At 69.0% G+C, this 12,726-nt stretch carries 8 protein-coding genes; 3 read left to right on the plus strand and 5 right to left on the minus strand.

The features are described 5' to 3' along the window. Nucleotides 1–284: 284 nt before the first annotated feature. On the plus strand, nt 285–650 hold the full coding sequence (locus OF829_RS20390) for an Ig-like domain-containing protein (protein ID WP_264942052.1): 366 nt from the start codon (nt 285–287) through the stop codon (nt 648–650). A 38-nt stretch (nt 651–688) separates the two neighbouring features. On the opposite strand, the gene OF829_RS20395 is transcribed toward OF829_RS20390, so the two are convergent. The 4 genes from OF829_RS20395 to OF829_RS20410 all read right to left on the minus strand — a co-directional run bounded on the left by OF829_RS20395 (nt 689) and on the right by OF829_RS20410 (nt 8,848). Next, nucleotides 689–2,116 carry an efflux transporter outer membrane subunit gene (locus OF829_RS20395; RefSeq protein ID WP_264942053.1) on the minus strand — a complete coding sequence of 476 codons (1,428 nt, stop codon included), beginning with the start codon at nt 2,114–2,116 and terminating at the stop codon, nt 689–691. Further along, on the minus strand, nt 2,113–5,280 hold the full coding sequence (locus tag OF829_RS20400; RefSeq protein ID WP_264942054.1) for an efflux RND transporter permease subunit: 3,168 nt from the start codon (nt 5,278–5,280) through the stop codon (nt 2,113–2,115). Before OF829_RS20400 ends, OF829_RS20395 begins: the two co-directional genes overlap by 4 nt. Nucleotides 5,281–5,286: 6 nt before the next feature. Next, entirely contained in the window at nt 5,287–6,435 is a 1,149-nt protein-coding gene (locus OF829_RS20405) for an efflux RND transporter periplasmic adaptor subunit (RefSeq protein WP_264942055.1), read from the minus strand. 136 nt (nt 6,436–6,571) lie between these two features. Next, nucleotides 6,572–8,848, minus strand: coding sequence for an MHYT domain-containing protein (locus OF829_RS20410; RefSeq protein WP_264942056.1), 2,277 nt, complete (start codon nt 8,846–8,848; stop codon nt 6,572–6,574). 295 nt (nt 8,849–9,143) lie between these two features. Here OF829_RS20410 and OF829_RS20415 point away from each other — a divergent pair, with 295 nt between their 5' ends. Continuing rightward, complete coding sequence (locus OF829_RS20415; protein ID WP_264942057.1) at nt 9,144–9,845, plus strand: VIT1/CCC1 transporter family protein; 702 nt, start codon at nt 9,144–9,146, stop codon at nt 9,843–9,845. 14 nt (nt 9,846–9,859) lie between these two features. After that, the gene (locus tag OF829_RS20420) at nt 9,860–11,452 is read left to right on the plus strand and encodes an MBL fold metallo-hydrolase (protein WP_264942058.1); all 1,593 of its coding nucleotides are present in this window, start codon (nt 9,860–9,862) and stop codon (nt 11,450–11,452) included. A gap of 263 nt (nt 11,453–11,715) precedes the next feature. Here OF829_RS20420 and OF829_RS20425 read toward each other — a convergent pair whose 3' ends face one another. Further along, the gene (locus OF829_RS20425) at nt 11,716–12,639 is read right to left on the minus strand and encodes a L,D-transpeptidase (protein ID WP_264942059.1); all 924 of its coding nucleotides are present in this window, start codon (nt 12,637–12,639) and stop codon (nt 11,716–11,718) included. Nucleotides 12,640–12,726 lie beyond the last annotated feature (87 nt).

The following is a 12,726-nucleotide window of genomic DNA, read 5'->3' on the forward strand; positions in this document are numbered from 1 at the left end:
CGTCTTCGCGCATGGCGGCACGATCGAGGTTCGCGACGGGCCCGAGGGCGGCGCCCGGTTCGAAATCCTCGTCTGACGGTTACGCGGCCGTCAGTGATGATTTGCGCCCGATCGCCGGTTGACCGAATCCCGCGCAATCGATAACTCATACAAGCAGGTCGCAAAGCCTCCAGGTCAAGGAGGCACCATCAACAGCGCAAGAAATCGCCCGCGCGAATCCCCAGGTTCGCGCGCGCGGATGCCTGCGCCCCGCGAAGATCCATCAGTCAAAGAGGAGAGTGGCTATGCGCGTTCGTTGGAAGATCATGCTCGCGGTGCTCGGCTGTTCGGCGGCCAGCCCCGCTCTTGCCCAAAACCATGCGCCCGTGGCGAACACCGACTATATGTATGTCTCGGCCTGCAACTTCAATCGGATCAACGTCGCCGCCAACGACACCGATGCGGACAACGACACGCTGACCGTCACCGGCTTCAGCGGCGGCGGAAGCTGGGGGTGGTGGAATCCCGGCGCGTCCAACGATCTCGAATATTGGGCCTGGTGGTACCCGGGCACCGACGTCCTCACCTACACCGTCGAGGACGGCCATGGCGGCAGCGCGCAGGGCACGCTCTACGTCTTCGTGACCGAGGCCAATCCCGGGGACTGCTGATCCGCGGCCGGGGGCTCCGCGGCGGAGCCCCCATGTCGTCAGAACCGCCGGCTCGGCTCGGGAGCATTCTCCCAGCCGCCGCCCAGTGCCTTGAACAAGGCGATCTGCGCCTCGGCAAGCGCGGCGTTCGACTGGGCGAGCGCGGCGCGTGCCGTCGCGCGCTGGCGCTCGGCGTCGAGGCGCAGGAAGAAGCTGTCGCGCCCCGCATCGAAGCGCAGCCCGGCGATCCGCGCGGCGTCGTCCGCGGCGGCCGCGGCGCGGCGAAGCGCCACGTTGCGCTCGATCTCGGCGGCATAGCGCGCGAGCGCCTGCTCGACCTCCTTGAGCGCGGTCAGCACCGTCCCGTCAAAGGTCGCGAGCGAGGCATCGACGCCCGCCCGGGCCTGCGCGATCCGCGCGCGGGCGGCAGTGACGTTGGGGAAGCTCCAGCTGAGCAACGGCCCGAGCGAGAAGTTGAACGACCCCGACTTGCCGAGATCGTCGAGGCTGCGCGCGCCGAGCGAGACCGATCCGAGCAGCCGGATCGAGGGATAGAGCGACGCGGTCTCGACGCCGATCCGCGCGGTATCGGCGGCGAGGCGCTGTTCGGCCTGGCGGACATCGGGGCGGCGCGCGATCAGCGCCGCGCCGTCGCCGACGGGGATCAGCGCGGTGACGCCTGGCGGGGTCGCGCATTGCGCGGCGGCAGCGTCGATCTCCGAAGGCGGGCGGCCGGTGAGCGTGGCGAGCGCATAGAGCGCGGCGCGGCGCTCGGCCTCGAAGCCGGGGATCTGCGCACGGGCATTCTCGGCGAGCAATTGCGCCTGATCGACTTCGCGCTGGGTGCCGCGCCCGGCCTCGAACAGGCGCTGGGTCAGGCCGAGCGTCTGCTGCTGGAGTTCGAACGTCTCGCGCGCCACCGCGGCCTGCGCCGCGAAGCCGCAGGCCTGGGCATAGGTCCGCGCGGTCTCGGCGGCGACGGCGATGCGCGAGGCATCGAGCGCCGCCTGCGCCGCGCCGACATCCCCCCGCGCCGCCTCGATCGAGCGCGAGACGCGGCCGAACAGGTCGATTTCGTACGAAGCGTCGAGCCCGGCGGTGAAGAAGTCGTAGGTCGAGGTCGGCGCACCGGTCTGCTCCGATCCGACGCGCTGGCGGGTGGCCGAGGCGGTGACGTCGGTCGTCGGCAGCCGCTGTCCCCGCGCCTGCGCCAGCGTCGCGCGGGCGCGCTGGAGATTGGCGGCGGCGACGCGGACATCGGTGTTGTGGGTGAGCGCCTCGGCCACCAGCCGGTCGAGCGCGGGGTCGTTGAACAGGTGCCACCACTGGCCCTCGGCCGGGCCCGAGGACACCCTGGTCGTGCCGGGATCGACGAACGGGCCCGCGGTCGCCGCGGGCGTCGCCGGACGCTGGTAATCGGGGCCGACGGTGCAGGCCGAGGCCAGCAATGCGGCGAGGAGCGAAGCAGCGGTCAGGGGGCGTCTCATGCCACGGCCTCCGGTTCGGTCGGCTTGCGCGTGTGGAACCGCGCCGAGATCCAGTCGCCCAGCTTGCGGCACAGCACATAGAAGGCGGGGGTGAAGAGCAGCCCGAAGATCGTCACGCCGATCATCCCGAAAAACACCGCGACGCCCAGCGCCTGCCGCATCTCGGCCGCCGCGCCGCTGCTCACGACGAGCGGCACCACGCCGAGGATGAAGGCGATCGAGGTCATCAGGATCGGCCGCATGCGCTGATGCGCGGCGCGTTCGGCGGCATCGCGGGGGCTCAAGCCCTCCTCCTCGCCCTGCCGCGCGAACTCGACGATCAGGATCGCATTCTTGGCGGCGAGGCCGATCAGCACGATGAAGCCGATCTGGGTCAGGATGTTGTTGTCCATCCCCATCAGGTTCACGCCGAGAATCGCGGCCAACAGGCACATCGGCACGATCAGGATCACCGCGAGCGGCAGCACCAGGCTCTCATAGAGCGCGGCGAGCAGCAGGAAGACGAACACCACCGCCAGGGCAAAGGCGATCAGCCCGGTATTGCCGGCCTGCTTCTGCTCGAACGCGATCTCGGTCCATTCATAGTCCATGCCCTTGGGAAGCGTCTGGCTGGCCAGACGTTCCATCTCGCCCAGCGACTGGCCGGTCGAATAGCCCGGCTTGGTGTCGCCGATCAGCTCGGCGGCGGGATAGAGATTGTAGCGGACGACGCGGAACGGGCCCGAATCGTTGCGGAGCGTCATCACCGAGCTCATCGGCACCATCGCGCCCGAGGCCGACCGCGTCTTGAGCAGCTGCACGTCGGTCGCATCGTCGCGATAGGGCGCGTCGGCCTGCGCGGTCACGCGGAAGGTGCGGCCGAGATAGTTGAAGTCGTTGACATAGGCCGAGCCCAGATAGGCGTTGAGCGTCGAGAAGATGTTCTGGACAGGCACGCCCATCCGCTCCGCCCGCTCGCGGTCGACGTCCGCGGTCAGGCGCGGGGTGCCGATGTTGAAGGTCGAGAAGGCCCCGGCGACGCTTTGCTGCTGCATCGATCCGCCCATCATCGCGCCCGCGGCCTGGGCGAGCGCGGCATAGCCGAGCCCGGCGCGGTCCTCGATCATCATCTTGAAGCCGCCCGCGGTGCCGATGCCCTGCACCGGCGGCGGTGCGATGACGAGGATGTCGCCGCCCTTGATCGCGCCGAACGCAGGGAAAAGCTCGCCCTGCACCTGGGTCACATGCTCGCGCTTGCCGTGGGGCTTGAGCGCGAAGAAGACCACCCCCGAATTGGGCGCATTGCTGAAGGTCGCGCCGTCGAGCCCGGCAAAGCCGACCGCGGTCTCCACCGCGGGATTCTTCATCGCGATGTCGATCGCTTCCTTCACCACCGCGTCGGTGCGCGCGAGGCTGGCGCCGGGAGGCAGCTGGACGACGCCGATCAGATAGCCCTGATCCTGCTGCGGGATGAAGCCGCTCGGCGTCGCGGTGAAGCGCCACCCCGCGACGCCGATCAGCAGCGCATAGGCGATCGCGACGATGCCGAGCGAGCGGACCACGCGCGCAGTCACCTTCCCGTACCGGCTGGCCAACCCCTGGAAGCCGCGGTTGAACGCCCGCGCCCCGCGCGCCGGCAGGCCGAGCAGTCCTTCGCGCGGCTCCATCGGATGCGGCGGCTTGAGCACCAAAGCCGCGAGCGCCGGCGACAAGGTCAGCGAGACGAACGCCGAGATCAGCGTCGCCGACGAGATGGTCAGCGCGAACTGCTGGTAGAAGGCACCCGAAACGCCCGGGATGAACATGGTGGGCACGAACACCCCGACCAGCACCAGCGCGATCGCGATCAGCGCGCCCGATACCTCGTCCATCGTCTTGTGCGCGGCTTCCTTGGGAGAGAGGCCCTCCTCCTCCATCAGCCGCTCGCAGTTTTCGACGACGACGATCGCGTCGTCGACGACGATGCCGATCGCCAGCACCATGCCGAACATCGACAAGGTGTTCAGCGAATATCCGAACCCCGCCATCACCGCGAGCGTGCCGATCAGCGAGATCGGAATCGCGACGATCGGGATCACCGATGCGCGCCAGCTCTGGAGGAAGACGAGCACCACCAGCGCCACGAGGATGATCGCCTCGAGCAACGTCTCCTGCACCGCGGTGATCGATTCCTCGATATAGGTGGTGGGGTTGTAGTCGATCGAATATTTCATCCCCGGCGGGAAATCCTTGGCGAGCGTATCAAGCTCCTTCTTGACCGCTGCCGCCGTGGCGAGCGCGTTCGATCCCGGGAGCTGGAGCACGCCGACACCGATCGCGGGCTTCTTCGCCAGATAGCCGTTGAGCCCGTAATCCTGCGCGCCCAGCTCGATCCGCGCGACGTCGCGAAGGTGCGTGAGCCGTCCCTTGTCGTCGCGCTTGATCACGACCTGACCGAATTCCTCGGGCGTCGAGAGCCGGCCCTTCGCCTGGATACCCAGCTCGACCGCGGGGCTGGTCTTGCCATAGGGCGGCTGGCCCACGGCTCCGGCCGCGACCTGCACATTCTGTCCGCGGATCGCATTGACGACCTCGTCGATCGTCATGTCGCGCGCGGCGGCGAGGCCCGGATCGATCCAGATCCGCATATTGTAATCGCGCCCGCCAAACGCCTGTGCCTGACCCACGCCGGGCAAGCGCGCGATCCGGTCGAGCACCTGCAGGTTCACGTAATTGCCGATATATTGGAGATCGAGCGAGTTGTCGGGCGAGGTGAAGAAGGCAACCAGCAGGATATCCGGCGAATTCTTGTTCACCGTGATGCCGATGCGCCGCACTTCCTCGGGCAGCCGCGGCTCGGCGGTGGCGACGCGGTTCTGCACCAGCACCTGCGCCTGATCGACATTGGTGCCCTGCTTGAAGCTCACCGTGATCTGGGTGAGCCCGTTACCCGTGGACGAGGAGGACATGTAGAGCATGCCCTGGACGCCGTTGATCGCTTGTTCGATCGGCGCCGCCACCGTCTCGGCGAGCGTTTCCGCGCTGGCGCCGGGATAGGTGGCGGTCACCACCACCGTCGGCGGAGCGATGTTGGGGTATTGGGCGACCGGCAGCGTCGGATAGGCGATCACGCCGACGATCACGATCAGCACCGAGAGCACCGCCGCGAAGATCGGGCGGTCGATGAAGAAATGGGGGAATTTCATCTGGGCTTACCGCGTCGTCGCTTGGCCGGACGCGGGCTCGGCGACCGGGGCGGTCGGCGGAGCCTGAGCCTCTGGCCGGGCCGTGATCCGGGTGCGCTTGGGGGCGACCTGCATGCCGGGGCGCAGGCGGCCGATGCCGTCGAGCACCACCACATCGGTAGGGGCGAGGCCGGCGCGGACGACGCGCAGCCCCTGCACCCGCGCGCCCGTCTCGATCACGCGCTGCCCCAGCTTGCCGTCGGCGCCGACGACGAACACCAGCCGCCGCGTCTGATCGGTGACGATCGCCTCGTCGGGGACCAGCATCGCGCGATAGGTGCCCGAACCGAGCAGCCGCGCGCGGCCGAACATGCCGGGGGTCAGGAAATGGGTCGGGTTGGCAACCACCGCATGCGCGCGGATCGTGCCGGAGTTCGGATCGACCGTATTGTCGAGGAACGCCATCTTGCCGTGCCAGCGATATTCGGTCTCGTCGGCGAGCTGGATGTCGATCGGATTGGCAGTGTAGCGCGAGGAACCGCGCTCGCCGCGTTGATCCTGGCGCAGATTCTTGAGGTAGAAGCTCTCGGCGCCCTCGAACTCGAACCAGATCGGGTCGAGCGACACGAGGCGGGTGAGCACGGTCTGATCGGCCGTGACCGAGTCCCCAAGGCTCACCTTGCGGTCCGAGACGCGGCCCGCGAACGGCGCGCGCACGATCGTGAAGGAGACGTTGAGCTGCGCGGTACGCACCGCGGCGCGCGCGGCGGCGACATCGGCGGCGGCGCTGCGCTCGGTGGCGATGTTGGTCTCGAGCTCTTCCTTGCTCACCGCGTTCGCCTCGGCGAGCTTGCGGCTGCGCGCGGTGACCTGCCGCGCGTTGGCGAGCGCCGCCTCGGCGCGCACCTGCTGCGCCTGTGCCTGAGCGAGCGCTGCCTGATAGGGGCGCGCATCGAGCGCGAAGAGGAGCTGCCCCTGGCGCACATCCTGCCCGTCGCGGACATAGATGGCGGTGACCACACCGGTCGCGCGCGCCTTGAGCTCGACATCCTGCGGCGCAACGAAACGCCCGGTATAATCGTCCCAATCGACGACGTCCTGCTGAAGCGGCGTGGCGACCGAGACCTGAGGCGGTGGCGGCGCGGGCGGCGCTTTGCCGCCGCCGCAACCCGCCAACAAGAGGAAAGCCGCTATTCCGAGCCGGAGTTTCAAACTGCTATCTCCCCTCTTCGTTGCAGTGCACCAATTAGGTGCGCCAAGGGGTGATTCAAGGCAGAAACGAAAATAGTTCGAAAATTTGGGACAAACCGCGCTATTTTGGCCGCGACCGCCGGAGCGGGATCACCGACGCCGAGGCCGCGAGGTCGCGCAGCGCCGCCGCGAGCGCCTCCTGCGTGAAGGGCTTGGCGAGGTTGGCGAGCCCCCTGGTCACCTCGCATTCGAGGTTGAAGAGCCCCGAGATCAGCAGCACCGGCAGCTCCGGCCATTCGCTGCGGATCGCCGCGGCCAGCTCGCTGCCGGTCATGCCGGGCATCAGGTGATCGGTGATCACGGCGTCGATCCGTTCGCCCGCGCGCAGCCGGTCGAGCGCCTCCAGGCCCGATGCGGCGAGCACCACGCCATGCCCCAGATCGTCGAGCATCGCGGCGGTGTTGGCGAGCACCAGCGCGTCGTCGTCGACGAGCAGCACCGTCATCGCCTTTTCGGGCGCCCGGGGCGCCGCGCGGCGCGGCACCATCCGGCGTTCCTCACGCACCGGCTCGGCGACGGGGAAATAGAGTTCGGCGGAGGTCCCGCGCCCGGGGGCGCTGCACAGCACCAGCCGCCCGCCGGATTGCGCGGCGAGCCCCTGCACCATCGGCAAGCCGAGCCCGGTGCCCTTGCCGACATCCTTGGTGGTGAAGAAGGGCTCGATCGCGTGCGCCAGCGTCTCGGCGTCCATCCCCGCGCCGGTATCGGCGACGGCGAGCTTCACATAGCGGCCGGGCGCCAGCTCCTCGTCCATGCCGGCGCAATGCTCGGACGCGGTGATATCGACCACGCCGCCATCGGGCATCGCGTCGCGCGCGTTCACCGCGAGGTTAAGCAACGCCATCTCCAGCTGGTGCGCATCGACCCGGGCGAGCGGCAGATCGAGCGGGAAATGCGTCTCGACACGGACCTGCGGCCCCAGCGAGCGGCGCAGCAGGCTGGTCATCCCGCGCACCAGTTCGGGCACGTCGACCGGCTCGGGGCGCAAGTCCTGCCGCCGCGCAAAGGCGAGCAGCCGCTGGGTCAGCGAGGCGCCGCGCTGCGCGCCCTCATAGGCGCTGTCGAGCATCCGCAGCGTCTTGGGATCGCCGGGCAGCCGTTTCCGCAGCAGCTCGAGATTGCCGATGATCACCGCGAGCAGATTGTTGAAATCATGCGCGACGCCCCCGGTCAGCTGCCCGATCGCCTCGAGCTTCTGCGCCTGGCGGAGCGCCGCCTCGGCCTGTTTGCGCCCCGTCACGTCGGTCAGCCCGCCGACGACGTAGAGGAAGCCGCCGCTGCCGTCGCGCTCGACCTTGGCGGCCGAGACGACGTCGATGAAGGTGCCGTCCTTCGCCACCGCGCGATAGTCGCACGGTTCGAGCGCACCCTCGGCAAGCAGCCTCGGCCAGTCGCTCTGCAGCCATTGGCGTCCCGATGCCTCGGTCAGGAAATTGACGAACGGGCGACCGGCCACCTCGTCATGCTCATACCCCATCAGCTCGAGCCAGGCGTTGCTGACCTGCTCGATCCGCCCCTCGCGGTCGAGCGCGTGGAGCGGCAGCGGGGTGTCGCGATAGAGCGAGCGAAACCGCTCCTCGCTCGCGCGCAGCGCCTCGGCCTCGCGCTGCGCGAGCAGGGCGAAGCGGCGGTCGAACATCGCCGCGACCAGCGCCATGAAGAGGATCAGGAAGGCCGAGGTCGAGACCGCGATCGCCAGGGTCGCCTGGCTCACGCTCGGTGCGCCATGGGTGGCGCCGGTTTCCACCATAGCGAACCGCGCGGCGCGCATGCCGGCGAAATGCATGCCGGCGATCGCCGCGCCCATCAGCGCCGCCGCGCCGAAGCGCTCCACCGGGTGCCGGTCGCGCGAGGCCAGCCACAGCGCCGCGGTCGCCGCGACGATCGCGATCACCACCGAAATGCCGACCCAGACCGGATCGTAGCCGACCGTGCCCCGCATCCGCATCGCCGCCATGCCGACATAGTGCATCGCGACCACGCCGAGCCCCATGAACAGGCCCGCCGCGCCCAGCCGCGCGATCGATCCGCCCGCCCGGCTCATCACCGCGAAGCCGATTCCGGTGACGAGCACCGCGACGACGAACGACAACAGGGTCAGCTCGAGGTCATAGCCAACCTCCATCCCCGGCATCCGAAACGCCAGCATCGCCACGAAGTGCATCGCCCAGATGCCCCCGCCCATCGCCACCGCGGCGGTGGCGAGCCAGATGCGCCGCAGCCACCCCTCCGAAGCCCGGACGCGGCCGGCGAGATCGAGCGCGGTATAGGAAGCGACGATCGCGATCAGGATCGAGATGGCGACGAGCAGCGGATCGTGCGTGCCCGACATGGTCATGGCGAACCTGCCCTGTCTGGCGACCGCATCGCTGCCCTCCCCGCGAAGCGCGTTTACCCGCGCGCGTCGCGATCGGGGTTATGCGCGTTTTGCCCGGAAATCCAAAACGGACCTGCTTAAGCGCCGGACAACCTTGTCGAGTTCCGGGATGCCGCTCGAGGCAAGCACTTGCCCCAGGTCGTACGCGAGCACGGTTTCAACACCACCGAGACCCAATCGGGAATTCCCGTTCGGTCCATCGCCTTGTGGATGTTACCTAGTGCCCGCGACGGCCCGGCTTGGCACGATGCGTGGCATGAGCCGATTGCGCCTCCATGCCGAACGCCACACCGTCGCCCGGATCGGATGGCTCCGCGCCGCGGTCCTCGGCGCCAATGACGGCATCGTCTCGACCGGCAGCCTGATCGTCGGCATCGCGGCATCGAACGCGGACAAGGCGAGCGTGCTGCTTGCGGGCGTCGCCGCGCTGGTCGCGGGCGCGATGTCGATGGCCGCGGGCGAATATGTGTCGGTCAGTTCGCAATCCGACAGCGAAAAGGCCAATCTGGCCAAGGAGGCCAGGGAACTCGCCGATCAGCCCGAGTTCGAGCGCGAGGAACTTGCCGCCATCTATATCGGGCGCGGCCTCGACCGGGAGCTGGCACTGGAGGTCGCCGATCAACTCATGGCGAAGGACGCCCTTGCCGCGCACGCCCGCGACGAGCTGGGAATTTCCGATCTCACGACCGCGCGTCCCCTCCAGGCCGCCGCCGCCTCGGCCGCGACCTTCGGCGTCGGCGCGGCGGCGCCGTTGCTCGTCGTCGCGCTCGCTCCCGAAAGGCTCCTGATCCTGCTGGTCACCGCAACCTCGCTCGTCTTCCTCGCCGCGCTGGGTGCGCTTGGCGCGAAGGCGGGCGGCGCGGCGCCGTGGCGCTCGGTGCTGCGTGTCACCTTCTGGGGCGCGATGGCGATGGCGCTGACCGCGGGGATCGGCAGGCTCGCGGGAACGGCTGTCTAAAGGGAAGTGGCGACATGGCGCTCGAACTGGATTTTCACGGCGCGGCCGGAGCGGTGACCGGCTCCTGCATGGAGCTGAAGGCCGGCGACAAGCGAATCCTGGTCGATTGCGGGCTGTTCCAGGGTTCGCGCAGCCTGGAGGCGCTCAACTATGAGCCGCTTCCGTTCGAGCCGCGCAGGATCGACGCGGTGGTCCTGACGCACGCCCATCTCGACCATTCGGGCCGGCTGGGGCTGCTCGCGCGCCAGGGATTCCGCGGGCCGATCCATTGCACCCCGCCGACCCGGCATCTGCTTGCGCCGCTGCTCACCGATGCCGCACGGTTGCAGGCGTCGGACGCCGAGCGCCGCAACCACAGGCCCGACCGCATCGGACGCCCCGCGTTCGAACCGCTCTACGACGATCACGACGTGAGGCAGGTGTTCGAACAGGCCGAGGAGCTTCGCTACGGCCAATGGGCGGAGATCTCCCCCGGCATCGCCATCCGCTTCTCCGATGCGCATCACATCCTCGGCGCCGCCTCGGTCGAAGTGCGCGCCGAGGGCCAGCATCTCCTCTTTTCCGGCGATATCGGCGACGGCGCGGCGACCGCCAACGGCCCTCCTCGGCCGGAAGGAGGCTGGGATCACGTCATCTGCGAATCCACCTATGGCGATCGCGACCGAGTCCGGCACACGCCCGAGGAGCGCCGCGAATTGCTCGCCGCCATGGTCGAGCCTGCGCTCGCAAGGGGCGGCAATCTGCTCATCCCCGCATTCGCGCTCGAACGGACGCAAATCGTGCTGGCGGATCTGGTCGCGCTGTTCGCCTCGGGGCGGCTGCGCCCGTCGCCGGTATTCGTCGATTCGCCGCTCGCCGACCGCGTGACCCGGACCTATCGCCGCTTCGGCGGCATCCAGGACAGCCCCTCCCCGTTCGACAGCCCCCATGTCCGCTTCACGACGAGCGTGCCGCAATCCAAGGCGCTCAACCGCGTCACCGGCGCGATCATCCTCGCCGGATCGGGCATGTGCACCGGCGGCCGCATCCGGCACCATCTCGTCCGCAACCTGCCCAAGGGCGAAGCGACGGTGCTGATGGTCGGCTATCAGGCGCGCGGCTCGCTGGGCGCGGTGCTCGAATCGGGGGCGCGCGCGGTCCGTATCTCCGGCAATGACGTACCCGTGCGCGCCCGGATCGAGAAGCTCGACGTCTATTCGGCGCACGCCGACCACCAGGCGCTGCTCCAATGGCTCACCCGGCGCGCGCCGGTTCGCGGCAGCATCTTCCTCGATCATGGCGAGCCGCCCGCGCTGGAGCGGCTGGCGACCGATGCTGCCGCGATAGCCGGACTTCCGCATCCGATCGTGCCGCTGCTCGGCGAACGCTTCCGGCTCGATGCCGGCAAGCCCGCCCAGCGGATCGGCAAGCCCAGGCCGGACGCGCCCGAACTGATCGCGCGCGAGGACTGGCGCAACCGCTATGCCGCCTTCGCGGCGTCGCTCGAGGAACGGCTTCGCGCGCTGCCCTCGGATGCGGCGCGCCGGCATGCTCTGGAAGCCGCGGAGCGGGCGTTCGAAGGTCAGGCCGGCGAGCGTGCCGGGAAAGACCAGGCGCAGGCGCTCTAGGTCCGGACTCGATTCGCGCCTGGGCCTTGCCGAGGGGTGGTAAGTTGAGACCGCTCCCCAAGCCCTTGAAATGTAGGATTTCGCCTGCTTTGCTCTCGCAGCCGGTCGCTCTGGCCGCGCTTTGACCCTGTCGATCCGCACCCCGGCGAACCAAGTCTTTTCCCCGGGGAACTGCGCGGCGCAAGACATGCGCGATAGTGTGAAGCTAGTGTCAACTTTCGCATGCTGGGACGGCCCAGCCTGGCGCGCTATCGAGTCCGACCCTAATCCAGCAGTGGCGGCCGCCCCCTCTCGAGGCGCGGATCGACGGTGCTCCGAAGCGTGTCGGCGGTCAGGATGATCGTGGTGCCCGGCACCACGACGCCTGCCACCGCTTCCCGGAACGCCGCGCTGACCTCGAATTGCTCGCCCAGCCCCGTGACCGGCGCTTCGGGGACGCTTTGCCCCGGAAGCGGGACGCCGAACCAGCGGCCATCGGGCCGGAGAATATAGGCGGCGGTCCCGATCAGCGGCTGCTTGATCGAAACCGGCGCCGATCCGATCTCGCGCCCATTGCGCAGCACGATCACCCGCTGGTCAGCGCCGCTGACGACGATCGAGACCTGGCCAATCGGAGCGTTCTCGGGATGCCAGCGCTCGCCGTCCGCGGCCACGCCCGGATCGCCGGGGGCGATCCGCGGAAGCGCGGGCACATCGGTGACGATCACCGTCATGCCGATATGGGTGACGCCGTAGAGCAGCCGCGCGAATTCGGCCGGCAGGCGAATGCAGCCATGCGATGCCGGATAGCCGGGCAACTGGCCGCCGTGCAACGCGACGCCGCCCCAGGTCAGGCGCTGCATATAGGGCATCGGCGCATTGTCGTAGATGCTGGAATAGTGCTCGGCATCCTTTTCGAGCACCGTGAAGACGCCCGTCGGCGTCGCATAGCCCGGGCGGCCGGTCGAGACGGTGGAGATCCCGATCGGGACGCCGTTCCGGTAGAGCACGGCGCGCTGCGTCGCGAGGCTGACGATCAGCAGCACGGGTCCGGCCGGCGCGATTTCGGGGACCCAGAGGAACTCCCCGGGCTTGAGCCGCTCGACCGCCTCCATCACCGTCGGCGTGTCCAGCGGTTGCTGGGCATGGACCGGAGCGCAATGCAGCGCGGCAAGTCCGGCGAGTGCGAGAAGCGCAACCTTCATCATGGGTTATCCTTGCGACCGGGGCGCCGGTCGGGGGACGCAGCGCCCCGGTTGCGGCCTCAGTGCCCGAGGAAGAGCGGCACCGGGCTT

Source organism: Sphingomonas caeni (genome assembly GCF_026013415.1).
Classification (GTDB): domain Bacteria; phylum Pseudomonadota; class Alphaproteobacteria; order Sphingomonadales; family Sphingomonadaceae; genus Sphingomonas; species Sphingomonas caeni.